The sequence below is a fragment of the Pseudanabaena cinerea FACHB-1277 genome, from assembly GCF_014696345.1.
In the GTDB taxonomy this organism is placed as follows: Bacteria; Cyanobacteriota; Cyanobacteriia; order Pseudanabaenales; family Pseudanabaenaceae; genus Pseudanabaena; species Pseudanabaena cinerea.
This window is the reverse complement of sequence record NZ_JACJPY010000010.1, coordinates 15,574-41,691: the sequence shown is the minus strand read 5'-3', so window position 1 is coordinate 41,691 and position 26,118 is coordinate 15,574. Positions and strand designations below refer to the sequence as shown.

Genomic DNA, 26,118 nt, shown 5'->3' with positions numbered 1-26,118 from the left:
CTCCTGAAAAAGCTAACAGCTAACGGCTAGTAGCTAACAGCTAGCAGCTAACAGCCTCCCTAACTAATAGCTAAAAATTAATTGTTAATTTTAAAATGACCCTAACTGTAAAAGTAATTGCTCCAGATCAAACAATTCTGGATACTGTCGCGGAGGAAGTGATTTTGCCTAGTGCTACGGGGCAGCTTGGTATTTTGACCGATCACGCTCCTCTGATTTCGGCACTCGAAACTGGTGTACTGCGCTTTCGTAAAGATAAGGCTTGGGCTGCGATCGCTCTAACAGGTGGTTTCGCTGAAGTCGAAGAAAACGAAGTCACAGTTTTAGTTCGTAGTGGCGAGTTGGGCAGTGCGATTAATCCTGATGATGCTCGCAAGAAGTTGGAAGAGGCTGAGCAAACTTTGGCTGGTATTAAGGCTGAAGATAAGCAAGGTAAGATTCAGGCTGAGCAAGCTTTGCGGACGGCTCGCGCTAGATTGCAAGCTACGACTTCTATTTAGTTTCAAGCATTGAAATTAAAGTAGTTTAATAAAAAGAGGTGGCGCAAAGTGCCACCTCTTTTGCTTTACAATGCAAAACTTGAACCGCAGTTAACTTTAAAATAATTAAAAAAAATAATTAAAAAAATAACTAAAAACCATGACCACCCATTTCATCACTGCTGAAGTCGAAATCAATGCCAACCAAGAGGCGATCGCCCAAAATCTTGAGCAGGCGATCGAGCAAACCTTAGCCGCAGAAGGTGAGCCATTGCGTTGGGCAATTACAGCTATTAATGAACAGGTTGATGCTGTTACGGCTGAAGTTAAGAAAATTGCTCAAGTTGAAGCGGTCGTTACCCGCCCATAATCTCAGCATCCAAATTAGAGTAGCGCTTTAATTTGGATGTTATCCTCTGCCCAAACTAATGCCAAATAGATTATTGAGGCGATCGCGCACCCATGAGAGAGCTACATACTGCGCTTTTTGCAATTCTTCCTCATTCAACAATCCTAAACTAATTAATATCTGTTGCCTTTCTGATAACTTGATGGCAATTTGTTCGCCTAATTCACGATGCTCATTTAAAAGCTTCTGTAACTGTTGCTTCTCTACCACAAATAGCAAAGTATCCGCAGCAAGCGATCGCACAGTGGCGGTGCGGGGAGTACCTGTAAGCAAAGAAATTTCACCAAAAAATTCGCCCTCTCCCAAAGTCGCAATAACTTGATTATTCTTCTCAGAAAAGACTTCAACACTGCCTGACAAAATAATAAAGAAGTTTTCGCTAGGTGCTTCCTCATGGAAGATGATCTCATTTTCTCGAAAATGTTTACGATAGCCTCTGGCGACTAAGGCAAATAATTCAACCTCAGTACATCTTTCAAAATAAGAAACCCTGCGTAATAAGTCATGTAAACTGCGATTATTTACATAGTTAGTATTCTTAGTAATAGGGCTAGATTCGGGGCTAAATGTGGTAGATGGATTGGGTGTTGCTAAATTGTATTGATAAGATTTTTGATTAATAAGTTGTTGGATCGCTTCAGGGTTTTGAAAGATAATTTCACGGGTAGGATAGGGAATTTTAATATTTTGTTGACGTAGTTCGTAGGCAATTCTGAAGTTTAAAGAACTGCGAATTGGTTCATTAGCATCGGGTTCATCAATCCACACTAAAAGCTCAAAATTGAGAGAATGCTCACCAAATTTGTCAAACCAAACTTCTGGAGCAGGATTGGTAAGGACACGCGGCTCATTGCGGGCAGCAGTGAGTAGAGCTTCTGTCAAAACCAAAACATCGGTATCGTAACTAACGCCAATGGGAATGTGAATACGGCAGGTATGACCGCCATAACTCCAGTTGACAGTATCATTTTCTAAAAAACGCTGATTAGGCACAATTACAAATAGATCATCATCGGTGCGAAGAATCGTGGAGCGAATGGCAATTTTTTCGATTACGCCTTTGAGATTACCAATTTCAATATAATCGCCAACCTTGATCGTTTGCTCAAAGAGCAAGACTAAACCACTAATAAAATTGCTAGCAATATTTTGTAAACCAAAGCCAATACCGATGCCAATTACCCCTGCAATCACTGCTAGGGAACTGAGGTTAACCCCTGCGGTTTGGAGAATAATAATGCTGCTAATGGTAATCAAAAAGTATTTGATAAATACAGTTACTGCTGCCTGTAGTCCGCGATTAAGCTTGAGTCTTTCTAGGATTGAATGTTGGATAATCTCACTAACAACTTTAGAGATAAAAAAGGCAAGAATAATTGAAATAACTAGGGATATAATCGTCGCGATGGAAAATTTTACGCCACCAATATCTAAAATTTCTATGGTAAATATTTTGCTTAATTGTGCTAGTAAAACATCCATTTGCAGTAGCTTTTCCTATCAACTATTTGATGCTGTTTATTTGATATATTTTGCTTCTAATGGTGGACGATCGCTATGAGGCGATCGCTTGCTTTTGTACTTGAGGCGATCGCCATAGGGGATTGTGTCAGGATCATCATCAAGGACTTCTAGATCGTCAAGGTCATTATCTTCATAATATTCGTCCTCATCATCGTACTCATCATCTTCGTAATATTCATCATCTTCTATAAAGTCTTGACTATTATCTTGCTGATGGGAAACAGCAGGATTCTGAGGTTCTGTAGACTTATTTGTGGGCTGACTCTGAGCATTTGTAGCGCTGCTGGGGCGATTTTCACTAGCGGCGGCACGGCGCATGATTTTGTTTAGTTGCCAATCGGCGATCGCATTGACCACATAGGCAATTAAGCCACCGATCACAAAAGCGCTTAGCATCGTCACGCTCAAGGGAATCGGCAGGGTCTTCTGTCCTAAGAAAAAGATCTCGACTAAAGGCTGAAGATTCTGCACAACTAACAATGCTATGAGCGTAATTACTAATCCTAAAATTAGCAATTGGATAATTAGCTGATTGTCGGATTTGGTTTTAGCTTTGGGCTTATCTGGCGATCGCGTCATAATTTTTTCCTCTAGTATTACAGCGCTTTGCGCCAACTATTCTATTGATTTTCGCCCTTGCCAGCGTTGAATTAAATCGGCATCAATATCTAATTGATCAAGGGCGCGGGCAATCACAAAATCAACTAGATCCTCTATGGTTTGAGGATTATGATACCAAGCGGGAATCGCTGGCACAATTCGCGCCCCTGCTTCAGCAAGGGCGGTCAAATTGCGTAAATGGATCAGACTAAAGGGGGTTTCCCTTGGCACAATTACTAAACGCCGCCCTTCCTTGAGATGTACATCCGCAGCGCGTTCTAATAAATCAGAGCTAAGCCCATGGGCAATCTTGGCAACCGTTGCCATACTACAGGGAATTATCAACATTCCCAGAGTCCGAAAGGAGCCACTGGCGATGGTTGCGCCCACATCTGCCCATTGATGGCAAGTGAGTTGACCTGTTTCGCTTTCACAGCGATCGCGCCAAAATTGTGCCTGCGATCGCGGGTTACTTGGCATAGCAACATCATTTTCCGATTGCCAAACCATCATCGCCGCCTTAGAAGCCACGAGATCGACATTGTAATGATTATTGAGCAAAAACTTCAGCGATCGTACAGCATAGATCATGCCTGATGCCCCAGATACTCCTAACACGATAGCCTTTTGATTTTGCATTGGGTCTTTTCAAAAATGAATTTCTAGATTTGTGACTTTTTATTTGCGCCCTTTCTTGAGCCATTCAACGGCTTTATATACAATCTCAGGATCATCATCAAAGCGTCCAATACCAGTATTGCAGCTTTCACAAAGCCATCCCCTAACTTTTCCGTTTGAGTGGTCATGATCCAAAACTATTTTGCTAATCCCAACAATTAAGTTTTTTCGACAAATAGGGCATATGAACGAAGTGTAGTCCTGTGGACGTTTAGCTTCCCATTCTTTCTTCTCTGCTCTAGATACTTGTACTCCATCCTTCTTTTTTCGGCATAACTTACAAGAAGGGCGGTTTGTAATAATATTATCTTTTTTGAGTCTATTACCCGAAAAATGTATGTCTGTAGGCAGTAATTTGAAACATCGATCGCATATCTTAAATTCAAATCTATCGCCAGTTTCCTCAATCACAAAGTACGAGAAGTAATGACTTTCTAGCCAAAATGCTTTACCAATTCGTAAAAAATTTACTTCTAATCGACCTTGTTGATCCAACTCCTCGCTTAGTATTATTCCAACATCGTTTATCTCTATTTCATCTGTAATTGGATATTGAGAAGACAAATACACATATTTCACAGTAATAACCTTAAAGTTTAAGCAATTTGTAACTCATGTAAAAAATTAAATATGGATAGCTGTTTAGAGTCTTGAATCTGATTTGTGCTACTTGTAAGCTGATTATTTAACATTGCTGAACAATAGGAGGCTATTGTATATGCAAGAACAGGTGGTACTGCATTGCCTATCACTTTATACTTCTGAGAAATACTTGCATTATTAAATGTAAAGTCATCTGGAAAGCTTTGAATCCTAGCAATTTCTCTAACATTGTATCTGCGATTTTCATAGGGGTGGAGTATTCCACAGTTTTCAGGTTGAGCAGAGGCTGTAATAGTCCCATTAATTTCATTCACATTAAATCTGCGAAAGAAATTAGGTGAGCGATATTCTTTCATATTATTTCTGATACGTTTCAATCGTTCTGGCAATAGATCATAAGGGATATCTTTCCAAGATCTTTTTATATGTGGGACTAACTTTTCTTGCTGTGGAGCTAATGCCCAAACATCATCCACATTGGGCATATTGGTTGGATAGTCTAGTATATTTTTTACTAATAGATCTGATTGGCTAAATTTAATTGAGAATTTAAATAAATCTGACTTCGATGGTGTGCAGCCGTAGATAGATTTAATGGCGATTATAATAACTCTTTCTCTATTTTGAGGTACACCAAGATGACTTGAATTGATTAACATTGGCTCGGAAACGTTATAGGAAACTTGTTCTCCCCATCTCGTAGTAACACTTTTTAATCTATCAATAATTTCAGTACATACCTTGTTGCCATTTTGCATTTTGGTAGATAAAATACCTTTCACATTTTCCATGATGATTATTTCTGGGGGCTTTGAGGATATGAAGCGAAATACTTCTTCAAATAATGTGCCTCTGGAATCATAAACCCCTTTGCGATTACCTGCATTGGAGAAAGGTTGACAAGGAAACCCTGCCAGAAGAACGTCAAAATCACCTACATCTTGAGGATCTACATTCCTAATATCATCTAGCAAGATTTTATGATTACCAAAATACTTGATGTTTTCCATGTAGATATTAACAGCATCTTTGTCTACATCATTGGCAAATACAATATCAAAAGGTAGTGATTTAAGTTGATTGTTATTGTGTGTAAACCCTCCCTTAAAGCCCAGATCTAAGCCACCACAACCAGAAAAAAGAGAGCAAACTTTAAAATTATTCTTATTGTTATTTTTGTTGCTATTTATCATATACAATCTCGTTTAGATAAAGTTTAAATATTGATTGCGATCGCCTTTTGAAGTTGCAGATATAAGTCTTTACTTAATGATACAATATCACAATTGCACTTTTTATCTTTGTGATTATCAATCAACTCTCGGAATTCAGCAACTATGCCCTCTTTTCGTGACTTTTTCTCCAACTACAATAGCCATTTTGTAATGATGGGCTTGATTTTAACCTTTGCGATCGCCCATAGCGGTTTAGCCTCTTTGCGAATGGCGGCAGAAGCCAAAATTGGAGCGCGACTATATCGGGTGATTTTTGCATTGGTTAGTATCCCGCTCGCCGTGGTGCTGCTGATTTACTTTTTTAATCATCGCTACGATGGGGTGCAGCTATGGAATGTGCAGGGAATATCAGGAGTCAATGAATTTGTATTAGTTCTATCCGCAATTTCATTTTTATTTCTTTATCCTGCTACGTTCAACCTCACGGAAGTAGCAGCTATTAAAAAGCCTGAAGTGCATTTGTTTGAAACTGGCATCACCCGCATTTGTCGCCATCCCCAAATGATCGGTCAATGCCTATGGGGGATCGCCCATGCCCTATGGTTGGGTACTTCCTTTACCGTGACAACCGCGATCGCTTTGGTGATTTACCATTTGTTTGCTGTGTGGCATGGCGATCGCCGTTTGTTTAAGCGCTATGGTGATGCATTTCTGGCGGTTAAAGCCCGCACCTCGATCCTGCCCTTTGTGGCGATCGCCCAAGGTCGTCAGCAATTAGTATTCTCAGAATTTGTGCGCCCCGCCTATATTGGGGTGGCGATTACTGTAGTTTTATTCCGTTGGCTGCATCCCATCGCGATTGGGGCTGCCGCCAACGTAAATTGGTAATGTCATTACAGAAAGCAGCGCTTGGTTACTTGGGCGGGAAATTCTTTATTGCGAATTTGTACCTGTACCGTCTGCCCAATTTTGGCGAGATGGGGCGGCACATAGCCAAAGGCGATCGCTTTGCCTAAACTAGGTGACATCGTGCCACTGGTGACAATACCCACCTCTGCCCCTTCGTAAACAATGGGATAATCATGGCGGGCAATGTTGCGCCCCGCTAGTTCTAGCCCCACCAGCTTACGGGACAGTCCATTTTTTTTCTGGTTTTCCAAAACTGACCGCCCTATAAAATCCCCCTTTTCCTTGAGATGCACTAGCCAACCGAGATCGGCTTCGAGGGGAGTGATGCGATCATTCATGTCCTGTCCATAGAGGTGCATTCCTGCCTCAAGGCGCAGGGTGTCGCGGCAACCTAGCCCACAAGCAGCCATCCCCAAGTCGGTTAACTTTTGCCAGAGCGCCTGCCCCGTCTCAATGTCGCTCATGATTTCACAGCCATCTTCGCCTGTATAGCCTGTACGCGCAATAAAGCAGGACTTGCCGAAAATCTCAGCCCTAGTATGTCCAAATTTGGGTAATGGCGACAGATCAATATTAACGATCGCTTGCAAAGTGGCGATCGCGGTTTTGCCTTGGACTGCGATTAGGGTTTGGGAAGTTGAATGATCGATGAGGCGATCGCCCAAAAATGGCTGCAACCAAGCGATATCCTTAGCTGTCGTAGCCGCATTGATAATTACTGACCAATTCTCTTGATTAGCAGCATCGTTGTCATGGCGATAAAAAATTACATCATCGATGATGCCGCCTTCTTCATTGAGGAGTACTGTATATTGCGCCTGTCCAGCCTTTAACCGCCCTAAATTAGAAGGGACAAGTTGTTGCAGAGTCTCCAAAACGTCAGCACCAGCGATCGCCAGTTTACCCATATGCGACACATCAAACATCCCCACCTGCGATCGTACCGCTTGATGCTCAGCCACTAGCCCCTTGTACTGCACAGGCATTTCCCATCCGCCAAATTCCACTAACCGCGCCCCCGCAGCCACATGGAGATCGTATAAAGGAGTGCGTTTGAGAGAATTGCTCATGATTGCCATTCAAAAAATAAATTACATCTATAATTATGCAGTCTTATCGTTTTCTGCATTTTTTTAAAACCTAGTCTCCTTGCTCATCCATGAACGCCAACTCATCTCAACCCCAAGCCGATCGGCAGATTTCTGCAAAACTAATTCTCGAAGCCCGTGATATTGTCGCTGGCTATGTTGAAGGGGTGGATATTCTTCAGGGCGCAAATCTTGCGGTTTATGCAGGGGAGATTGTGACGGTGATTGGCTCTAACGGTGCGGGTAAATCGACATTTGCCAAAACCATATTTGGCTTAGTGCCTGTGCGATCGGGCGAGATATTATTTGGCGATCGCCCTCTAATCGGACTGAAACCTGAAGAAATTGTGCGCTTAGGCATTAGTTATGTGCCGCAAATAGCCAATGTCTTCCCATCCTTGATCATCGCCGAAAATCTAGAAATGGGGGCATACATTCGCAAAGGCAATATCCAAGCGCTCAAGGATAAAATCTATGACATATTCCCCGCTTTAGCAAAGCGCCGTCACCAAAGGGCGGGAACTCTATCGGGCGGTGAGCGCCAAATGTTGGCAATGGGAAGGGCAATGATGCTAGAGCCGAAGCTGTTAATTTTAGATGAGCCATCGGCGGCATTGTCGCCAATTTTGGTACAGGATATTTTTAACTTGATCCAGACGATTAACCAGTCAGGGACTTCAATAATTTTGGTGGAGCAGAATGCACGCAAAGCGCTGGCGATCGCCGATCGCGGCTATGTGATGCACCTTGGTAAGGATGAGTTTACAGGCAAGGGTGCAGATCTATTAAACGATCCCGAAGTTGCCGAGTTATATCTAGGGGTCGGCAATTTTGCCAAATAGTCGTAGCAATACATCTATACCCATAAAAAATAGTAACCCACCAGTTTGAGGATACTTTCGCATAGCCTTGGCGGGTCTTGATGAATAATAAGATTTTACATAAGCTATATTTTTATAAAAGGCAAAAATAAAGTGAGTCCGCAACAGGCTGTATGGAGACAATATGTAGTGTGTTCCATGTTTTTTGAATATGGTTGTATTTAAGGTTTGGTTAAAATTTCCAGAATCGTAGCTGACAGAACATAGCGATCGCCCGTTATACCGATAAAATTAAGGACACGTATAAGTGGCATTTTTTTTATAGGGCTTTTGGGAAGAGTATATAAATGGCGGTGATCGAAGCGAAATTTGCACTGAGTGAGCTATCCCAAGCGCAAACTTATTTGCAGCAATTGGGTTTATACGATGGCAAAGTCGATAACGTCTATGGCAAATTGACAGAGGCAGCCTTTGTCCAGTTTGCCAACGCCCTTAGTATTGATACGATCCTTGATGCCCGATCGCAGGATCTCACCAATCGACTTTTGCAAATGCCATCCGTGGTTAGACATTTATTGGAATTACTTGGCAGTGGCGATCGCCTCTTTCAGAAATTTACTAACTCCCAACGCATTTTTGTGAACATGGGACAAGCAGACTCCAATCACTTAGGCTTTTTAGATCGGGGACTTAATGGCTCTATTGTGGGCTCGATTAAGGATCTACCCAACCGCAACTTTGCCCAATCACCACTTTTGAGCCATGTGCCCAGCTATCCAGAGCGTTTAGCAAAGCTGCCCGATGGGGTCAATGTCGTTTCCTATGGTGAAGTGGCGATGCTATCGGGTTCGCAAATCAGGGTAAGGTTTCGCCCCTATCCCAAACTTGGTGAAATTCCTAACATTGAAGATATCGGTTTAGAATTTCTTGATCCCAGCATCTATGAAGCCTGTATTTGTGTAGGCTCGGTGGTCAATGGGCAGATGTTTGCTCGATGGATCGGACGCAATGCCTTACACAATGTGCAGTTTTGGAGTTCCACCAAAATTATTCCCCTGCTATACACCATCTGCCAAGCCAATCAAGCAGATTTTAAGCAACCGATCGCCGTTTGTCAGATTGCCGATCCGAATAATCGAAAAAGTCCGCGCACCTTTTCGGAATTGGCCCAGCGCATTTGTGGCTATTACGAAACCAAGGACATTAGTTCCAACGGCTTAGCGGCAATGTTTAAGCAATTCACAACCCCACAAAATCTCGAAAACTGGCTCAAACAGATCACAGGTAATCAACAACTATCGTTTATGGGGCGCTATGGTGAAGTTCCCTATATTGAGCAGCCGTATCTCAAGGACATTACTGGCAAAACCTTGGTCACAGGGGTCAAAGAACCCCATCGTGGCGATAACCTGATCTCCGCCTACGACCTCACCCGCCTTGTCTCCCAAATTGCATGGCATCGCCATATTCCTCCTAGTGATCGCCTCGCATCTGCCCAGTGGCATAGTCTCAGCGCCCTGATCAATGCAATGGCTCATGACACCGCCAGATATGTCGATGTGGCGATCGCTGCCTTGGGTCTGACCTATTTCATGAGTGATCCCGTTGTCATCTCTAAAATGGGCTTTGGCTATAGCGATCAACGTAAACGCAGCGAATTGACCTATACTGCCTGCATCCAGTTTGTCGATCACCTTGCTACAAATCAAGATGTTCCCACGCCCAAATTTCGCTCGGTCAACATGACCTTAAGAGCTGTTCTAGATTTACAAAATCCTGCCCGTGAAGCCCTAGAAATTGATTCGCGTATGGCTGCCACCGTCACCGAAATTTTGCGGCGAGTAGTTACTGAAGAACTAATTTAGATCTAGCTCAAAGCTTGTATTGTGCAGCTTGCGTAAGTTGTAAACCCCATAGTCATGAATATTAGTGTCGTGAAGTTCTAAGTTATAAAAGTCCATACTATCCGCCATAAATAGGGGGCCAGCGTGCCATGTGCCTAAGTTGAGCTTGATCAAGCAACTGCCAGAAATTCTGAAAGCAGCAAGTTGGTCTAGATCAAGGCGATCGCCATCGAGTTCACTTCCAGATGCAGGGGCAACTGCCATGAACCAATCTTGACCACCCACGGAGCCAAGACATTGTGTGCATTTTTGATGACGTGCCAAACTTTGAAACCTGATCCCAGTCTTGGCTAATCGCATGATATAAAAACGTGGTATCCCTTCTAAACATAGCTGAGCATCATCCTGATCAAAAAGCTTGCCGTCGTTGGAGGGCAAGATTAGCTGTCCATAGGGCTGAAAGCTTTGGGGAGTAATATTTTGAACGGGTAAAAGCTGGGAAGTGGCACTCATGGACAAGCTCTTGGAAGAATTTAGATAGAAGAATTTAGATTTGGTGCATTCCCATCATAAAGTGCATTAATAAACGCTTAAACAAAGAAATTTGCAAAATCAGCAAGCCTAAGCGCCGCACAGTTTTAAAGAACCAATTATGGTTGGAAAACAGCCGATTAGAAATATCCGTTAACAAAATCACGCCGAGGTTATCCCATTTGCGCTTGGACTCATACCTTTTCAAAACTGCTAATGAGCCAATATCCTCATGGTTTTGATGGGCGGTCTTCAGCACATGGGCAAGTGCATTCACATCACGAATGCCTAAGTTCATACCTTGTCCTGCGATCGGGTGGGTGGTGTGGGCGGCATCGCCAATGAGAGCTAGGCGGGGTTGGATATAGGTTTTGGTGTGCATCCATCGGGGAGTATAGTTGGCGCGGCTATGGGAAATTACGCGGATATTGCCTAGTTGCTCCATCAAGGGCTTACCAAAACGTTGGGCTAACTCTTGGAGAAAGGCAGTGTCGTCAAGGGCAAGTAGCTGCGGTGTTTCCGCTTTGGTGGCAGTCCAAACTACACAGGCGCGATCGCTACCCAAGGGCAGTACCGCAAAGGGACCACTGGGCTGAAAGCGCTCATGGGCAAAGTTTTCATGGGGGCGATCGCTTTGAATGGTGGTGACAATGCAGGTTTGCTCGTAATTTAATGCATCGATTTCGATATTTGCCAATTGCCGCACCTGCGATCGCCCACCATCCGCCGCCACCAATAGCCTTGTCTCCAAATACTGCTCACCGATCGTCGAACTGATTTTCACGCGCATCACCCCTGAGCGATCGCTAGCATAGTCAAGATCCACAACTTGGGCAGGGCATAGCAATTCGATATTGGGACATTCCTTTGCAAACTCCCACAATGCCGCTAAAGTAACAGAGTTTTCGACAATATAGCCTAGCGCCTCCTTACCAGCATCCTCGCGACACAATTGCACCTGATAGGGCAGATCCCCCTCTGACACCTTAATCCTATGCATGGGGGTCACACCTCGGCGCTGCATTCCTGCCCACACACCGATATTTTGCCAGATTTGGCTTGAGCCATAGGCGATCGCGCTAGCTCGACCATCGGCGGTAAATTCGCCATGTCCAAAATTAGGGTTGCTCTCAATGATGCCCACGCGCAAATTACGATCAAGCACACCATTCTTAGCACCTAGCGCACAGGCTAGACTTGCCCCCACCATTCCCGCACCAACAATTAAGACATCAAACATAGGTTAAAGGTCATCAAATTAAGAATTAAATCAATTACAGTCTATGGAAGCTTTGAGTAGCACAGAAAAATTTTGACTTAGTGCCAAGTGCTGTATCGCGTCATCACGCGACATCAGCCCCAAAAATGGCGATCGCACTTTATTAATCTAAATCAAGCTAGATTAAGCCAAAAATCTACTTGATTTTAGTTTTAATTCATACAAGTATTGTGATACTTGTATGGATTGAGCTGACAGGCTATTTTTGGGCAGACATATGCTTACTATTATCAACAATTTGTAAAGAAATATTGCAGGATTGTAGGCATTTTTAATAAATTCTTAACAGGTTGCTTGAAGGTGTAGCGTCCCTAGGAAATTTTTAATTCTGTGGCAATCAATGTAAGGCGATCGTCTAGCTGATATGGTATAGAAACTATATAAATCCTACGATGGCATCCTACAAAAAGTTATAGGTCTTTTGTCAAAAACAACTATTAATTGTATCAATTGATAACTTAGCAAAAGACTAGATAACCTTATAATGAGAAGATTTGGGATTAGCAAGAAAATTTTGGAGAAAGTTGGATGAGTTCCCCAGCAGCACTGTCAGCGTCATTAGTCCAAATGGTAAATATCGAGAGCGATCTGCGTGCCGCCAATTCTCGTCTGCGATTTCGGCTTAAGTTAGTTGTGGATCTGTGGGAATCAGTTTTATTGAGGGAAAGTGGTCAAGACCTAGTGGATCTATTGCGGCAACTCCGCGCCATGTGCTCCCCTGAAGGTCAAGCCCCTGAATATCCTGCCGAAGAAGTGCTAAAGCTGGTCGAAAGCCTAGACTTACACCAAGCTACCACTGCCGCCAGAGCTTTTGCCTTGTTTTTTCAGTTGATCAATATTGTCGAACAGGACCACGAGCAGGAGCAAACCAGCATTCAGCGTGTCAGCCCCCTAAGTAGTGTTAATAGCGAACCTGAATATGCCAATGGCACGTTTCGCTGGCTGTTTCCTGTCCTCAAAAAGCTGAATGTGCCAACCCGTCAGATCCAGAAGGTTCTTGACAATCTTGATATTCGCCTTGTATTCACCGCCCATCCCACCGAGATCGTCCGTCATACGATCCGTGAAAAACAGAGGATGATTGCCAAAATGCTCAAGGAACTTGATCGGTTGATCGGTTTCCGCGGTGATGATGTTGCACCACAAACGATCGCCCTGGACTGGGAATCTGCGGCTTTGCAAGAACAAATTGCTGAAGAAATTCGGCTCTGGTGGCGCACCGATGAACTCAACCAAATTAAGCCAACGGTACTTGATGAGGCAGACTATACGCTGCATTATTTTGAAGAGGTTTTGTTTGATGCGATCCCTATTTTGTATGATCGCCTTGCCTCAGCGATCGCCATCACCTTCCCCAAAATGCAGTTACCCAGCTACAACTTCTGCAAATTTGGCTCATGGGTGGGCAGCGATCGCGATGGCAACCCCTATGTCACCCCCGAAGTCACTTGGCAAACTGCTTGCTATCAGCGCAATCTCGTCCTCAATAAATACATCAAGTCCGTTGAGCATCTCAGCCGCATGCTGTCGCTCTCTCAAAGTCTCAGTGACGTTTCTCAAGACTTGCTCGACTCCCTTGGTGACGATCAGATTCATCTGCCCGAAATTTACGAAAAAAACTCGATTAAATTTCGTCAAGAACCTTACCGTCTCAAATTGGCATATGTGCGCGAACGGCTAGTGCGTACCCGCGATCGCAACCAAAAACTGCGCCATAGTGGTTGGCAAGCCTCAGAAATGGACTTGTCCACCAAAGGTCAAGAGCATCGTCTTTATACCGATGTTGCGGACTTTTTAACAGAATTAAAATTAATCCAGTCCAGCCTGATCGAGACAAATCTTAATCCTAAGCCTCTCGAAAACTTAATTCGTCAAGTTGATGTCTATGGATTCCATTTGGCGCATCTCGATATTCGGCAAGAAAGCACCCAACATAGCAATACGATCGCCGAAATAGCTGATACGCTGCAACTATTAGAGCGCCCCTATGATGAACTATCAGAACCTGAAAAAGTAATATGGCTGACCACAGAGCTAAAAACTCGTCGTCCGATGATCCCTGCTCAACTCAATTTCAGTGCCAAAACCAACGAAATTATTGAAACTTTTCGGATGGTTGCCAAGGTACAGCAGGAATTTTCAACGGCGATTTGTCACAACTATGTGATCAGCATGAACCGCAGCGTCAGCGATATTCTAGAGGTACTGCTCTTAGCCAAGGAAGCAGGACTCTATAACCCAGCAACAGGTAAGGGTTCGCTTAGTATTGCGCCTCTATTTGAAACGGTGGAAGATTTGCAAAGCGCCCCGCCCATTATGACAGAGCTGTTTGAACTACCGCTTTACCGCGCTTATCTCGAAAATCATGATCATCTACAAGAGGTGATGCTAGGCTATTCCGATAGCAACAAAGACTCAGGTTTCTTGAGTAGTAATTGGGAGATTTATAAGGCTCAGAGAGCATTGCAGGATGTTTGCCAAAAATACAATGTGGATTTACGGATGTTTCACGGGCGGGGTGGCTCAGTCGGGCGCGGCGGTGGTCCGACCTATGAGGCGATTTTGGCACAGCCAGGGCGCAGCATTGAAGGCAGGATCAAAATTACAGAACAGGGTGAGGTCTTAGCCTCTAAGTATTCGCTGCCCGAAATTGCGCTTTATAATCTGGAAACCATCGCCACTGCCGTAATTCAAGCATCGCTGTTACCAAGCAGCACTGATACCCTTGACTGTTGGCTAGATACGATGGAAGAAATTTCGGTGCGATCGCGCCAAGTTTATCGCGACCTCATTTATGAAAAGCCTAGCTTAGTCGAGTTTTTTCATCAAGTTACACCCATCGAAGAAATTAGTCAGCTACAGATTAGCTCACGTCCTGCGCGGCGGGCTGGTAAACGCGACCTTGGTAGTTTACGCGCTATACCTTGGGTATTTAGCTGGACACAAAGCCGATTTTTGTTGCCATCTTGGTATGGCATCGGCGCGGCTCTAGAAGAATTTCTCCAACAAAATCCAGAGGGGCATTTGTCGCTGTTGCAATATTTTTATAGCAAATGGCCTTTCTTTAAAACCGTGATCTCACGGGTGGAAATGACCCTTGCTAAAGCCGATTTACAGATCGCTCACCACTATATGCGCGAACTGACAAAGGAGGGCTATGAGCAGGAGTTCATCAGTATTTTTGCTGAAATTCTAGAAGAGTTTCAGCGTACCCGCCATGTCATGCAGATGATTACTGGCAATAAGCATATCCTTGATAGTGATCGCGACTTGCAACGCTCTGTGCAACTCCGCAACGGCTCGATTGTCCCCCTTGGCTTTATTCAAGCTTCACTGCTCAAGCGCTTGCGCCAGCATCGTGCCGACACCGTTGACCTGCGATCGCGCTATTCTAAAAACGAATTATTACGCGGCGCATTGTTGACCATCAATGGTATTGCCGCAGGGATGCGAAATACAGGCTGATCAACAAAGGGCAGCGCATTGCGCCGCCCTTTGTCTAGTTTGTGTTGTAACAAAACTAGTAACAGATCTATATCCATGCTAGGATTTTTGACAAATTGAGCGCATTTATTTAGCGATTTACTGAGCGTGTGTGAGGAATATGAGCCCCAGTCGCAATTTCCACGATCCCATTCGGGTTGGTGTCATCGGTATAGGCAATATGGGGCAGCATCATGCCAGAGTTTTGAGCCTGCTCAAGGATGCCGAACTTGTGGGAGTCTCAGATGTGAATGTTGAGAGGGGGCGCGACACTGCTAGTAAGCATCGAGTCCTTTTTTTTGAAGACTATCGAGAAATGCTGCCCAAGGTTGATGCGGTCTGTATCGCTGTGCCAACCCGTCTGCATTACGATGTCGGCACGACCTGTCTCAAGGCAGGCATTCATGTTTTGATCGAAAAGCCGATCGCTGCGACGATCGCCGAGGCTGAATCTTTAGTGCAACTTGCCGCCGATCAAAATTGCATTTTGCAGGTGGGTCATATTGAGCGCTTTAACCCTGCCTTCCAAGAATTGAGCAAGGTTTTAAAGCATGAGACGATTTTGGCGATCGAAGCGGATCGCATGAGTCCCTATTCCCAAAGGGCAAATGATGTCTCGGTGGTATTTGATCTGATGATCCATGATATCGATCTGGTGCTAGAGCTTGTACCATCAACAATTGTACGGGTATCGGCACATGGCAATTGCGTCTCACCCGAATCTAAATATCTCGACTATGTGACCGCAACGATTGGGTTTGAATGTGGCATAATTGCCACCCTGACCGCCAGCAAAGTTACCCATCGCAAAAAGCGCAAAATTACAGCGCACTGCACTAACTCCCTCACGGAGTCCAATTTTTTAAATAATGAAATCTTGATCCATCGCCAGACAACCGCCAACTGGACAACGGATTATGGTCAAGTTTTATATCGCCAAGATGGTTTTATCGAGAAGGTGCATACCAGTAATATTGAACCACTGCACGCAGAGCTAGAGCATTTTGTCGCCTGTGTACGCGATCGCGCTCAGCCTTCGGTGGGTGGCGCACAGGCACTCAAGACCCTGCGGTTGGCAAGTCTGATCGAACAAACGGCGATCGATGGTCAAGTATGGCGCAGTTGCGATTTGCAATTACGGGAAGTTGCAACGTTAAGCTAATTTTTGGCTTCGCCAAAAATCAACTTAACAATCTTCTCACCCGTTAGCATGAGTTTAAAGAGATAGAAATCAATTAAAAGGTCTAAGGTGCTTGATTTATAAGCTTCTTAGACCTTTTTTTATGGTGCAACCTAATGGGAACAATGCCAATTCTCTCCAGTCAAATGAGTCATGTTAAGCAACAAATCCATTAAAGGAGTGAATTCCATGCAATCTCTAATTAATTTCTCTACCAAGCTTTCTCTCGGTGCAGTTATCGCCGCCTCTGTAGTCACTTCCTTCAGTGCGATCGCTGCGGCAGAGACCCCTCGATTACCTGGTAGCTATGTGGGCGCAGGTATCTCTCTTCAAAGCTTTGCGACGAATCCTTCTGTAATTGGTGCAAACTTGGCGGGTCGTTATAAGTTTGAGGGAGTTCCGCTCTCTGCCCGTAGTTCCGTAATCTTTGGCAATGGTGGAGCCTCCGTTGTGCCAACTGTCTCCTATGATCTACCCGTTGGCGATCGCACCAATGTTTATTTAGGTGCTGGTGGTTCCTTTAAGGTTGGTGGCGAAAGCTCTCTAACAGGCGATCGCAATTCCTTTGCAATTCAACCAGGCGTTGAAGTTAGCCTCAATCGCAGAGTCTTACTTTACAGCAATGCTGTAATTCCTTTTAATGGACAAAATAATGGTTCTGCTGGCGCTTCTGTGCAGGCAGGGGTGGGAGTCCAGTTCTAAGGTAATGTGATTATGCCAATTTGCGAAAGTTGATATGCCTAGCTAATTAAAAAGTAGGGACAATTCATGAATTGCTCCTACTTTTTGCTGTTGTGTTTTTGCTGTTGTGTAAGCCCTATAATATGGCAAACCACTTCCCTAAGCAGCAGCCATGAAATTCAAGCTTCCTAATTTCAATGCGATATCGCCACAAACCTATAGAAATTTGGGAATTGGATTAGCTGTTAGCGTTATTGCAATTGAGGGAATCTCGCGCTTAGGTGGTGAAATCCTCTGGTTTCAAGAGTTGGGCTATTTGCCAATTTATTTATTGCGGGTCGTAGTACAGTTGGGGTTGGGCATAGTTACTTTAGCGATCGCCCTATTCTATCTATTTAAGAATTTGCAAATTGCCCAAAGATTAAAATATGGGGGCAGTCATGACTCTCTATATGAGCAGCATGGTTCGCAGTATATACCCAGTGCCTTGAGATTGCGGTGGTTACTGCCTTTGAGCCTCGGTCTTAGTCTATTGATTTGCTTGCTGGTGTTGCATTATGGGCAGGTGGCGATCGCGCAGGTGCGAACCTTGTCCGATTCGCCGACATTATTTCGCCCATTGTCATTGTGGCAACTAGTGATGACAATTACGCAAGAGCGCAATGTGAGTATTGTGGTGATTGTGGCGGCGATCGCCATGATAATTTATCCGCGTTGGCTATTGCGGGGGATCGCGATATGGTTGAGTGGTAGTACAGCATGGGTGTTATCGCGGCAATGGATTAGGATTTTGCCGAGTTTACAGCCCACTAGCTTTGGAAGTACGGAGCCAGTTTTTGCTCGAGATATCAGCGCCTATATTTTTAATTTGCCTGCCCTTGAGGTATTGGAGTTTGCGATCACAGGGATTAGCCTCTATGGATTTTTGGCAGTCCTGCTCACCTATCTGCTTTCGGGCAATAGCCTGAGTGATGGCAAATTTAGGGGCATTTCCCGTCAGCAACAGCGCCACCTCTACGGCTTGGGCGGCGTATTTATGCTAGTGGTCAGTTTTAGCTATTGGCTCAATCGCTACGAACTGCTCTATTCACCAAGGGGCATTTCCTATGGAGCCAGCTATACCGATATTGTGGTGCAGTTGCCAGTCTATACGGGGCTGAGTGTTTTAGCTTTGGCGATCGCTGGTTTTTTATTGGCAAGAACTTGGAAACTGCCCCGTCAAGCCGCCAGTCGTAAGCCCGTGGCGATCGCCGTAATTATTTATTTAATCATGGCGATCGGCTTAGGTATTTTCCTGCCCAATGCCGTCCAATCATTGATCGTGCAGCCTAATGAACTAGAGCGGGAACGTCCCTATATTGAGCGCACCATTGCCCTCACCCGCGCTGCCTTTGGGCTAGATGTCATTGATGCTCAGGTATTTAATCCTGAAGGGAAACTCACGGAAAAATCAATTCAAAACAATGAGCTAACAATTCGCAATATTCGCCTCTGGGATCAGCAACCACTGCTCGCCACCAATCGGCAACTGCAACAAATTCGTCTCTATTACAGTTTTCCTGATGCAGATATCGATCGCTATCGCATTGGTTTTGGTAAGACCGCCAATCGACAAAGTTCCAATCAACAGCAAACGATTATCGCTGCCCGTGAATTGGACTATAGCGCCGTGCCATCAGAGGCACAAACTTGGGTAAACAAGCATTTAATTTATACCCATGGTTATGGCTTCACCCTTAGCCCTGTCAATCGGGTGGGGGCTGGTGGTCTGCCCGAATACTTCATCAAAGACATTGGCATTACCGCAGGCACACCCCTCACAACCTCCAGTCAAGATATCCGCGATAGTATTCCCATTGGCAAGCCACGCCTGTACTATGGCGAGAATACGAATACCTATGTGATGACGGGGACAAAGGTTAAAGAGCTAGATTACCCCAGCGACAATGATAATGTTTACAACATTTATGATGGTCGGGGCGGTGTGCGGCTTAGTTCGTTTTGGCAAAGGCTAATGTTTGCGGTCTATCTCCATGATTGGCGCATGGCGGTGACACCAGAGTTTCTCCCTGATACCAAGCTCTTATTTCGCCGCAATATTCTCAGTCGGGTCAAGGCGATCGCCCCCTTTTTGCAATATGACAGCGATCCCTATTTAGTGGCGGCTAATGCTCAAAATGATGTCAATGATCCCAGTAAACTCTTCTGGATTATTGATGCCTATACTACTAGCGATCGCTATCCCTATTCTGACATTGGCAATGAGGGATTGAACTATATTCGCAATTCGGTGAAGGTGATTGTGGATGCCTATCACGGCAATGTTAACTTCTACATCGCCGATGTCCGAGATCCGATTATTAACACATGGTCGAGAATATTTCCTGCTCTATTTCAACCCTTAAGCGCGATGCCTAGCGAACTGCAACAGCATTTGCGCTATCCCGTTGACCAATTCAAGATTCAGTCAGAGCGTTTGATGATCTATCACATGACCGATCCGCAGGTATTCTATAACCGTGAGGATCTATGGCAAATTCCCAATGAGGTCTATGATGATAAATCCCTATTAGTTAAGCCCTACTATCTCATTACCAGTCTTCCCAATGTTTCCTTTGAAGAGTTTATTCTCTTACTTCCCTTTACTCCCAATGAACGCCCTAATCTCGTGGCATGGTTAGCGGCGCGATCGGATGGCGAGAATTATGGCAAATTATTACTCTATACCTTTCCCAAGCAAATTTTGGTCTATGGTCCTGAACAAATTGAAGCAAGAATCAATCAAGATCCGATCATTTCGCAACAAATTTCCCTCTGGAATCGCCAAGGTTCAAGGGCAATTCAAGGCAATCTGCTCATCATTCCCATTGAGCAGTCTTTGTTATATGTGGAACCAATTTATCTGGAATCCACGCAAAATAAATTGCCAACCCTTGTGCGCGTGGTCGTGGCTTACGAAAATCGCATTGTGATGGCGCAAACTCTGCAACAGGCGATCGCTGCCATTTTTCAACCCGAAACCACTACAGCCCCGCCAATTATTCGCCCCGTTGAGGCTCCTGCCGCAGTTCCTTAATTGATCGATCAACTAGCGTTGACTATTCCACTTTACAGCTTTACCATTACTTTGCATCACTATCCAAAACAATCCCAAAGCAATCTCAAAACAATCTCAAAACAATCTATGAATATCCGTATTGGCAATGGTTATGATCTGCATCGACTAGTGCGCGATCGCCGCCTCATTTTAGGTGGTGTCGAAATCCCTTACGAAAAAGGGCTATTGGGACATAGCGATGCCGATGTACTCACCCATGCGATTATGGATGCCATGTTGGGAGCGCTTGCCCTAGGCGATATTGGGCATTATTTCCCCCCTAACGATCCACAATGGGCAGGAGCCGACAGTATTGTGTTATTGCAACAGGTGCAGAAATTAATCGGTGAGCAGGGTTGGCGGGTGAATAATCTTGATGCAATGGTAATCGCTGAAGCGCCTAAACTAAAACCTCATATTGTAGCGATGCGCGATCGCCTTGCTGCTGCCTTGAACCTAACCATTGACTGTGTTAGTGTCAAAGCAACCACCAATGAAGGGATGGATGCGATCGGTCAAAAGGAAGCGATCGCTGTCCATGCTGTGGTTTTATTAGTAAAATAGGATGAGGTGGCAATTTGTGCTGCCAATCCTATCGTTTAATTGTAGGAAATGGCGATCGTGAGAAAAAGCATCCAAAGACGGGTCAAGGTCAAACGCTGGAAAGCATTAGTATTATTAATCCTGATTAGCATTTGTTCGTTAATGCTATGGGGCTGTGCGGTTAAACCTGAAGCTGCCAAAAATCGGCTAGTAATTCCTTTGGATAGCGATATCAAAACCTTTAATCCCGTATTAATTGGTGATGCCTATAGCGGTATTGCGATCGGCTTCACGCTTTCAGGGCTAATAGCCGAAAATCCGCTTACAAAAATGTTTGAACCTGAACTCGCCGAAAAATGGGAGTTTCAGCAAGATGGCAAGCAATTGATTTTTACCCTGCGCCCCGATTTGAAATGGTCGGATGGTCAGCCCCTCACCGTTGATGATGTTCTCTTTACCTATGAAAAGGTAATCTTTAACGAGAAGATTCCCACAGGTAATCGCGATATTTTAAGGATCGGACAGGCGCAAACCTTACCAAAGCTCGAAAAGCTAGACGATCGCCGCATTTCCTTTCTCATGAGCGAACCATTTGCCCCTGCTCTGCGTAGCATTGGCGGATTGAGTATTTTACCTAAGCATATTTTTGAGCCGACTATTCAAGAAGATCCACAGCAAAAGGATAAGAAACTCAAATTTCTGGAAACTTGGACATTAGGCACTCCCGTCAATCAGCTTGTGGGCAGTGGCGCATATTTAATTCAAGAATATCGTCCCTCTCAGCGCATTATTTATAAACCCAATCCTTACTATTGGAAAAAAGATCACCCCAAAATCAAGCAGCTAGTCATGCAGATAGTGGAGTCTCCAGACACGGCGCTGCTCAACTTCCGATCGCAGGGTTTGGATATGTATCGGTTGCGCGGTGAAGACTTCCAATTAATGAAGCGTTTTGAGAAGCGCGATCGCTTTACCATCTATAACGCAGGACCTGCTACAGGGCAGTCTTTCATCATGTTCAACCTCAATAAAGGGCGCAATCCTAAAACCAATGAACCCTTTGTGGAACCGATAAAATCAAAATGGTTTAATGATGTCAACTTCCGTCGGGCGATCGCCTATGCCCTCAATCGCGAAGCAATGATCAACAACCTCTCACGGGGATTGGCACAAACCCAAAACTCTCCCGTTTCCATTCCTAGCCCCTATTACTTCTCTCCCGAACAAGGACTGAAGGTCTATGACTATCAACCTGAAAAGTCGAAACAGATTTTGCAACAGGCGGGATACAAATACAATACGGAGAGTAAGCCCAGACTATTAGACGCTCAAGGCAATCCTGTAAGATTTACGATGATGGTTCCTGCGGGGGCGCGGGTGGCTTTAGCTGCCTTGATTAAAAAGGATCTTGATGCCATTGGTATCACTGTCGATTTAAATCCCGTTGACTTTCGGATCATTACCGACAAATTGGATAATTCTAAACAATGGGATGCCACTATTCTCGGCTTTACAGGCGGAGCCGAACCCAATAGCGCGATTAATCTTTGGGCTCCCGATGGCGATTCTCATATGTTTAATAAGGGACCCGTTGGCGATGAACCACCTTTCCCAGGGCGCGAGGTTGCCGATTGGGAGAAAAAGATTCATGAAATCATGGTAAAAGGAGCGCAGGAAATTGATGAAGCTAAGCGTAAGGTTATTTATGCCGAATATCAACAATTAGTACAGGAACAATTGCCGCTCATTCATTTGACGATTCCGCTTTATTTGGTGGCAGTGCGCGATCGCGTCCAAAATGCTCAACCTAAATCTCTTGCTGGTAGCACGGGGGTGGCAGGGGCATTATGGAATGTCGATCAGCTAGTTTTGCAATAAGTTTAGTGAAAAATTCATGCCTAAATCTTTGCCCAATCTCTTTCCCAAAGACTCACCCGATCGCCAATCCGCAGATATTTTCTATTCTAGTTTAGTGACTGAACATATTGTCCCTAAAGAGAATGAACTGATTTTTAAGCAATGGCAAGGGGAATTAGTGGAGTTGGCGCAGGGTTACGCAGGTTTTTTGCGCTGCGATCTATCGGAGCCTTTGCCATGTCGCGATCGCGTCATCAAGTGTTACAACATCATTCACTTTGATTCACCCATGCATTTAAGTCAATGGATTGAGTCTGGTGAGCGGCAACGGTTATTAGCTTCGGGTCAGGATGTATTTTCTGCCTATCGTTTTAAATCCTTTACCACAGGACTAGAAGGTTGGTTCTCTTTACAGTTTGGCAATAGTGAATATGCAGGTTTAGGTCCCCCACGCTGGAAGCAAATTCTGGCGGTAGTATTGGGGCTTTATCCGATTGTGATGTTGCAGTCTTTTCTATTCACGAAGTTGGGAATTATGCAGTCATGGTCACTAGCCAACTCAATGCTAGTTAACAATCTGGTCACTTCAACGATATTAAGCATCGTGGTGATGCCCGTCATTGCCCAAAAATTACGATTTTGGCTCAAGCCTGCCTATTTGCCAACTTCTGTAAAAACTAACTTGATTGGTGGGGCGATCGTGTTAGGGCTATTAATCAATCTAATGATTGGCTTTAATATCGCCAGCTTCTTTTGGTTTTAGATATAGGGCGATCGCACTTCTTTTCCAATTTGCTCGTATCAGCATAGCGATCGCCTCTTTTAGCAGATGAGGCTTATTCTTCAGATTCCTCTAAATATTTCAGAAAAGAATTAACTCCTAATAATTCGATGGAATATAATGCCATTGCTTCTCTCAATGTTTCATCGGTGCGTAAGTCGTCATCGACCGATACAATGATTTTTGCTTTGCCGTCAATGGCGGTAGCTAATACGGGTAAATCTTTGGGATCACGACAATAAGGGGGGATTGTTTTCGGTTCAATCCAGATAGCGCGATTTTTTAACTGTTGCTCTAGGCGTATGGCTTGGTTTCGGTCGATATATTTGCTTAATCGTGGTCGGTTCCATACTTCATGTAGTTCATCAAAAGATTTTGGCTCATGACTAATTGGAATTTATCTTGATTAAATGCTTCTAAGACTGGGAGTGTAACGCGCCCTTTTAACAGGATGCGAATCCAAATATTTGTATCTATGACTACTCTCAATACTTAATGGGCAATCTTCATCGATTAGAAAACGTAATTTCAACTTACTTTCTCCATTGAATAGACTGTTTCATAGTTTAAAAGCTCGGAAAAGTAAGCAAGTGAGGCAAGAATCTGTTCGCGGGTAACTGCATATTCTTGAATTACTTCGTCATAGGTCATGCCCCCAGCGAGGGAGCCGATAATTATGGAGATCGGAAGACGAGTTCCTTTTAGTACGGGTTTACTATGTTGGATTTCGTTGTCAATGGTGATTACATCAGTTAGTATGCTTTTTTTCATAATCTATTTCCTTATATAAGCTGAACATTTTCACAAAAATCAACACTTATCTTTTTCCTTTTTCCTTGTCACCTCTCTCCTTCTACTATTTTAATCTCTTCTTCTGTCAACCCGTAAAGTTGATAAACCAAATCGTCGATCGCTTTTTCTAATTCGCTCGTATCAGTATGGCGATCGCTCATTAGGTTTATCTCAGCAAAGCTATAAATCCTGCTTGCTCAAAATGTTTGTCATAGGCGATCGCTTCTAATATGTTTTGTTGCCGCATGATTTGAAATGATGTGCAATCTGTGTGACTCCAAGCTTGATCGGGACGTTGATCGTATAGCTCAAGAGCATTTTGAAATAGTGCATCAGTCTGCAAAAACACTTCGATTTCAGGATTTGTAAAGGCGTGTTTGATAAATCTAACGGCTTTTTGTCGATAGGATTTACCTTTGCCAGAGAAGGCATTGAGTAGTTCCGTAAATACCATTTCACTGGTAACTATAGGAGTTGAGATTAAGGTAACTGATATTTGTCGGGCTTTTTGATGTAGGTCATCTTCGGGGTTGAGCAAGGCGATCCAATAGCCTGTGTCTGCAAATACTTTCTTCATGCTTGTTCTTTGGGTGTGCCGTAAAGATAATGATCTAGGTTTTTGGCAAGGTCTTTGGGAATATTTGTTTCTGTTGGTGTTTCAGAATTGACTTGATCGATAAAGCTCAAAAAATCTGGAATATTCGATTCTTTAGCTTTTTGAATAGGCTCTTGTTTGGAGATTTCGTTGGTTCGGGTTTTGATGAACAGTAAGAAGTTTAAGACTTCACGCACTAGAAAGTCTGGGGCTTGATCGAGTTCATTAATTAGTTGTTCTTTGTCTGACATGATGATTACTCCTATTGTTTTTTGTTTTTGGGATTTTTTTATCTATATCACAGGCTCTACTCTATTTTAATTGCTGTGTATTCTTGTTCTGTTAGTTCAAATTCTGGATCAATGATTTTTACTTCGTCATAGGTGAGTTGATAGAGTTTGTAAACTAAGCGATCGCATTCCTTTTCTAATTCGCTTGTATCAGCATGGCGATCGCCTTTTTTAGCAGTGAGAATTTTTACAACGATGGTAATTTGATTCTAATGAGTTGTTTTTCTATAGTTTCAAGTTGAGAGAGATGATTATGTATAGCTTGGGCGATTTTTTCCCAATTGGTGCTGCTTCTACAAATCACGATGCCTTTATGTTGGGGTGTTTGTGCGTGTAAACGAATGAAATCTCGGCGATTCATAGTTAAAACGGCTCGATTGAGACTAATGGCATAGTGCAGGACTTCAGGATCGGGGATTTTTTGTTCTGCTTTTCCTGCCTCTTGTACAGTCAGAATGTCATATTCTAATGTCCGCAAAATTTTGATGACAGGCAATGGAAATTGCTCATCTGCATAGAGTTTGACCATTGCCTAATCTGCCTCGTTTTCAAGGATTGCTGTGGCAATTTCTTGGGGATGGCTTTCGGCATATATCCAAGCATTTGCTAGATCAACGGCGTTTAGGGTTGGATATGCTTCTAATATTTTTGCGTCGCTAAGCCCTTGTTGTTGATAGCTGACTAATAGCCAAACGGGGATTCTGGTGCTACGAATACAAGCATCGCCGCCACATACGTTTAAGGTTTTCTCAATTCCGTGCCAACTATTTAGTAGGCTGTTCAGCATTAGTTGAATTGCTTGAGATTTTTCTGTGGGTGAGAGTGCGAGTAGTTGAGGTTCTAGTTCTTTAAGTGTCATAGTTTTTTGAATTGGGTATT

At 43.9% G+C, this 26,118-nt stretch carries 25 protein-coding genes and 2 pseudogenes; 12 read left to right on the top strand and 15 right to left on the bottom strand.

Translation table 11 applies throughout. The annotated features are described in order from the left end of the window. Window positions 1–95: 95 nt before the first annotated feature. Both atpC and H6F44_RS05420 read left to right on the top strand, forming a co-directional pair. Window positions 96–500: an ATP synthase F1 subunit epsilon gene (atpC, locus tag H6F44_RS05425; RefSeq protein ID WP_190349940.1), complete on the top strand. Its 405-nt coding sequence runs from the start codon at window positions 96–98 to the stop codon at window positions 498–500. 139 nt (window positions 501–639) lie between these two features. Continuing rightward, window positions 640–849, top strand: a complete 210-nt coding sequence (locus H6F44_RS05420) for a hypothetical protein (RefSeq protein ID WP_190349939.1) — start codon at window positions 640–642, stop codon at window positions 847–849. A 39-nt stretch (window positions 850–888) separates the two neighbouring features. On the opposite strand, the gene H6F44_RS05415 is transcribed toward H6F44_RS05420, so the two are convergent. Genes H6F44_RS05415 through H6F44_RS05395 form a run of 5 tightly spaced genes read right to left on the bottom strand, consistent with a single transcriptional unit; the run spans window position 889 to window position 5,486 of the window. Then, complete coding sequence (locus tag H6F44_RS05415; RefSeq protein WP_190349938.1) at window positions 889–2,370, bottom strand: cyclic nucleotide-binding domain-containing protein; 1,482 nt, start codon at window positions 2,368–2,370, stop codon at window positions 889–891. Between the two features lie 36 nt (window positions 2,371–2,406). Next, window positions 2,407–2,991 (bottom strand): LapA family protein, encoded by a 585-nt coding sequence (locus H6F44_RS05410; RefSeq protein WP_190349937.1) that lies wholly within the window; start codon window positions 2,989–2,991, stop codon window positions 2,407–2,409. A 36-nt stretch (window positions 2,992–3,027) separates the two neighbouring features. Beyond that, on the bottom strand, window positions 3,028–3,651 hold the full coding sequence (locus tag H6F44_RS05405) for a flavin prenyltransferase UbiX (protein WP_190349936.1): 624 nt from the start codon (window positions 3,649–3,651) through the stop codon (window positions 3,028–3,030). A 39-nt stretch (window positions 3,652–3,690) separates the two neighbouring features. Continuing rightward, entirely contained in the window at window positions 3,691–4,269 is a 579-nt protein-coding gene (locus tag H6F44_RS05400; RefSeq protein WP_190349935.1) for an endonuclease VII domain-containing protein, read from the bottom strand. A gap of 17 nt (window positions 4,270–4,286) precedes the next feature. Next, window positions 4,287–5,486 carry a DNA cytosine methyltransferase gene (locus tag H6F44_RS05395; RefSeq protein WP_190349934.1) on the bottom strand — a complete coding sequence of 400 codons (1,200 nt, stop codon included), beginning with the start codon at window positions 5,484–5,486 and terminating at the stop codon, window positions 4,287–4,289. 144 nt (window positions 5,487–5,630) lie between these two features. On the opposite strand from H6F44_RS05395, the gene H6F44_RS05390 reads away from it, so the two are divergent. Beyond that, a complete protein-coding gene (locus tag H6F44_RS05390) occupies window positions 5,631–6,356 on the top strand; it encodes an NnrU family protein (RefSeq protein WP_242016449.1) in 726 nt (241 codons plus the stop codon). Window positions 6,357–6,361: 5 nt separating this feature from the next. On the opposite strand, the gene gcvT is transcribed toward H6F44_RS05390, so the two are convergent. After that, on the bottom strand, window positions 6,362–7,447 hold the full coding sequence (gene gcvT / locus H6F44_RS05385) for a glycine cleavage system aminomethyltransferase GcvT (RefSeq protein ID WP_190349933.1): 1,086 nt from the start codon (window positions 7,445–7,447) through the stop codon (window positions 6,362–6,364). Window positions 7,448–7,536: 89 nt separating this feature from the next. Here gcvT and H6F44_RS05380 point away from each other — a divergent pair, with 89 nt between their 5' ends. Next, window positions 7,537–8,307, top strand: coding sequence for an ABC transporter ATP-binding protein (locus H6F44_RS05380; protein ID WP_190349932.1), 771 nt, complete (start codon window positions 7,537–7,539; stop codon window positions 8,305–8,307). Between the two features lie 326 nt (window positions 8,308–8,633). Beyond that, window positions 8,634–10,151, top strand: coding sequence for a peptidoglycan-binding domain-containing protein (locus H6F44_RS05375; protein ID WP_190349931.1), 1,518 nt, complete (start codon window positions 8,634–8,636; stop codon window positions 10,149–10,151). Here H6F44_RS05375 and H6F44_RS05370 read toward each other — a convergent pair. Together H6F44_RS05370 and H6F44_RS05365 are read right to left on the bottom strand one after the other, a co-directional pair. After that, window positions 10,143–10,649, bottom strand: coding sequence for an ureidoglycolate lyase (locus H6F44_RS05370; RefSeq protein ID WP_190349930.1), 507 nt, complete (start codon window positions 10,647–10,649; stop codon window positions 10,143–10,145). The two genes, H6F44_RS05375 and H6F44_RS05370, sit on opposite strands and share 9 nt — an antisense overlap. A gap of 28 nt (window positions 10,650–10,677) precedes the next feature. Then, window positions 10,678–11,901, bottom strand: a complete 1,224-nt coding sequence (locus H6F44_RS05365) for a UbiH/UbiF/VisC/COQ6 family ubiquinone biosynthesis hydroxylase (protein ID WP_190349929.1) — start codon at window positions 11,899–11,901, stop codon at window positions 10,678–10,680. 567 nt (window positions 11,902–12,468) lie between these two features. Between H6F44_RS05365 and ppc the strand changes: the two genes are divergently transcribed. From ppc to H6F44_RS05330, 7 genes are all read left to right on the top strand, one after another. Next, window positions 12,469–15,405 (top strand): phosphoenolpyruvate carboxylase, encoded by a 2,937-nt coding sequence (ppc, locus tag H6F44_RS05360; protein WP_190349928.1) that lies wholly within the window; start codon window positions 12,469–12,471, stop codon window positions 15,403–15,405. 139 nt (window positions 15,406–15,544) lie between these two features. Further along, window positions 15,545–16,585 carry a Gfo/Idh/MocA family protein gene (locus H6F44_RS05355; RefSeq protein WP_190349927.1) on the top strand — a complete coding sequence of 347 codons (1,041 nt, stop codon included), beginning with the start codon at window positions 15,545–15,547 and terminating at the stop codon, window positions 16,583–16,585. A 207-nt stretch (window positions 16,586–16,792) separates the two neighbouring features. Continuing rightward, window positions 16,793–17,305 (top strand): porin family protein, encoded by a 513-nt coding sequence (locus H6F44_RS05350; protein ID WP_190349926.1) that lies wholly within the window; start codon window positions 16,793–16,795, stop codon window positions 17,303–17,305. A 151-nt stretch (window positions 17,306–17,456) separates the two neighbouring features. Continuing rightward, window positions 17,457–20,360: a UPF0182 family protein gene (locus tag H6F44_RS05345; protein ID WP_190349925.1), complete on the top strand. Its 2,904-nt coding sequence runs from the start codon at window positions 17,457–17,459 to the stop codon at window positions 20,358–20,360. A gap of 108 nt (window positions 20,361–20,468) precedes the next feature. Next, entirely contained in the window at window positions 20,469–20,945 is a 477-nt protein-coding gene (gene ispF / locus H6F44_RS05340; protein ID WP_190349924.1) for a 2-C-methyl-D-erythritol 2,4-cyclodiphosphate synthase, read from the top strand. Between the two features lie 57 nt (window positions 20,946–21,002). Further along, window positions 21,003–22,802 carry an ABC transporter substrate-binding protein gene (locus tag H6F44_RS05335; protein WP_190349923.1) on the top strand — a complete coding sequence of 600 codons (1,800 nt, stop codon included), beginning with the start codon at window positions 21,003–21,005 and terminating at the stop codon, window positions 22,800–22,802. Between the two features lie 16 nt (window positions 22,803–22,818). Next, complete coding sequence (locus tag H6F44_RS05330; protein WP_242016448.1) at window positions 22,819–23,544, top strand: hypothetical protein; 726 nt, start codon at window positions 22,819–22,821, stop codon at window positions 23,542–23,544. Between the two features lie 73 nt (window positions 23,545–23,617). Here H6F44_RS05330 and H6F44_RS23940 read toward each other — a convergent pair. The 7 genes and pseudogenes from H6F44_RS23940 to H6F44_RS05300 form a co-directional block, all read right to left on the bottom strand. Next, a pseudogene (locus H6F44_RS23940) lies at window positions 23,618–24,051 on the bottom strand (putative toxin-antitoxin system toxin component, PIN family). 39 nt (window positions 24,052–24,090) lie between these two features. Next, the gene (locus tag H6F44_RS05320) at window positions 24,091–24,333 is read right to left on the bottom strand and encodes a DUF433 domain-containing protein (protein WP_190349922.1); all 243 of its coding nucleotides are present in this window, start codon (window positions 24,331–24,333) and stop codon (window positions 24,091–24,093) included. Window positions 24,334–24,520: 187 nt separating this feature from the next. Beyond that, entirely contained in the window at window positions 24,521–24,931 is a 411-nt protein-coding gene (locus tag H6F44_RS05315; protein WP_190349921.1) for a type II toxin-antitoxin system VapC family toxin, read from the bottom strand. After that, window positions 24,928–25,200: a hypothetical protein gene (locus H6F44_RS05310; protein WP_190349920.1), complete on the bottom strand. Its 273-nt coding sequence runs from the start codon at window positions 25,198–25,200 to the stop codon at window positions 24,928–24,930. Before H6F44_RS05310 ends, H6F44_RS05315 begins: the two co-directional genes overlap by 4 nt. Before the next feature lie 56 nt (window positions 25,201–25,256). After that, a pseudogene (locus tag H6F44_RS23935) lies at window positions 25,257–25,436 on the bottom strand (hypothetical protein); the annotation flags it as partial. Then, on the bottom strand, window positions 25,427–25,768 hold the full coding sequence (locus H6F44_RS05305; protein ID WP_190349919.1) for a DUF5615 family PIN-like protein: 342 nt from the start codon (window positions 25,766–25,768) through the stop codon (window positions 25,427–25,429). The pseudogene H6F44_RS23935 and the gene H6F44_RS05305, both read right to left, overlap by 10 nt. Before the next feature lie 3 nt (window positions 25,769–25,771). Then, window positions 25,772–26,098 carry a DUF433 domain-containing protein gene (locus tag H6F44_RS05300; RefSeq protein ID WP_190349918.1) on the bottom strand — a complete coding sequence of 109 codons (327 nt, stop codon included), beginning with the start codon at window positions 26,096–26,098 and terminating at the stop codon, window positions 25,772–25,774. Between the last annotated feature and the right edge of the window lie 20 nt (window positions 26,099–26,118).

Coding starts and splice junctions, on each gene's coding strand:
- H6F44_RS05380 (WP_190349932.1), top strand. CDS start 7,537: ATGAACGCCAACTCATCTCAACCCCAAGCCGATCGGCAGATTTCTGCA.
- H6F44_RS05345 (WP_190349925.1), top strand. CDS start 17,457: ATGAAATTCAAGCTTCCTAATTTCAATGCGATATCGCCACAAACCTAT.
- H6F44_RS05420 (WP_190349939.1), top strand. CDS start 640: ATGACCACCCATTTCATCACTGCTGAAGTCGAAATCAATGCCAACCAA.
- H6F44_RS05390 (WP_242016449.1), top strand. CDS start 5,631: ATGCCCTCTTTTCGTGACTTTTTCTCCAACTACAATAGCCATTTTGTA.
- H6F44_RS05375 (WP_190349931.1), top strand. CDS start 8,634: ATGGCGGTGATCGAAGCGAAATTTGCACTGAGTGAGCTATCCCAAGCG.
- H6F44_RS05320 (WP_190349922.1), bottom strand. CDS start 24,333: ATGAAAAAAAGCATACTAACTGATGTAATCACCATTGACAACGAAATC.
- H6F44_RS05365 (WP_190349929.1), bottom strand. CDS start 11,901: ATGTTTGATGTCTTAATTGTTGGTGCGGGAATGGTGGGGGCAAGTCTA.
- H6F44_RS05410 (WP_190349937.1), bottom strand. CDS start 2,991: ATGACGCGATCGCCAGATAAGCCCAAAGCTAAAACCAAATCCGACAAT.
- ppc (WP_190349928.1), top strand. CDS start 12,469: ATGAGTTCCCCAGCAGCACTGTCAGCGTCATTAGTCCAAATGGTAAAT.
- H6F44_RS05405 (WP_190349936.1), bottom strand. CDS start 3,651: ATGCAAAATCAAAAGGCTATCGTGTTAGGAGTATCTGGGGCATCAGGC.
- H6F44_RS05350 (WP_190349926.1), top strand. CDS start 16,793: ATGCAATCTCTAATTAATTTCTCTACCAAGCTTTCTCTCGGTGCAGTT.
- H6F44_RS05300 (WP_190349918.1), bottom strand. CDS start 26,098: ATGACACTTAAAGAACTAGAACCTCAACTACTCGCACTCTCACCCACA.
- H6F44_RS05305 (WP_190349919.1), bottom strand. CDS start 25,768: ATGGTCAAACTCTATGCAGATGAGCAATTTCCATTGCCTGTCATCAAA.
- H6F44_RS05315 (WP_190349921.1), bottom strand. CDS start 24,931: ATGAAGAAAGTATTTGCAGACACAGGCTATTGGATCGCCTTGCTCAAC.
- H6F44_RS05355 (WP_190349927.1), top strand. CDS start 15,545: ATGAGCCCCAGTCGCAATTTCCACGATCCCATTCGGGTTGGTGTCATC.
- H6F44_RS05330 (WP_242016448.1), top strand. CDS start 22,819: ATGCCTAAATCTTTGCCCAATCTCTTTCCCAAAGACTCACCCGATCGC.
- gcvT (WP_190349933.1), bottom strand. CDS start 7,447: ATGAGCAATTCTCTCAAACGCACTCCTTTATACGATCTCCATGTGGCT.
- H6F44_RS05415 (WP_190349938.1), bottom strand. CDS start 2,370: ATGGATGTTTTACTAGCACAATTAAGCAAAATATTTACCATAGAAATT.
- H6F44_RS05395 (WP_190349934.1), bottom strand. CDS start 5,486: ATGATAAATAGCAACAAAAATAACAATAAGAATAATTTTAAAGTTTGC.
- atpC (WP_190349940.1), top strand. CDS start 96: ATGACCCTAACTGTAAAAGTAATTGCTCCAGATCAAACAATTCTGGAT.
- ispF (WP_190349924.1), top strand. CDS start 20,469: ATGAATATCCGTATTGGCAATGGTTATGATCTGCATCGACTAGTGCGC.
- H6F44_RS05310 (WP_190349920.1), bottom strand. CDS start 25,200: ATGTCAGACAAAGAACAACTAATTAATGAACTCGATCAAGCCCCAGAC.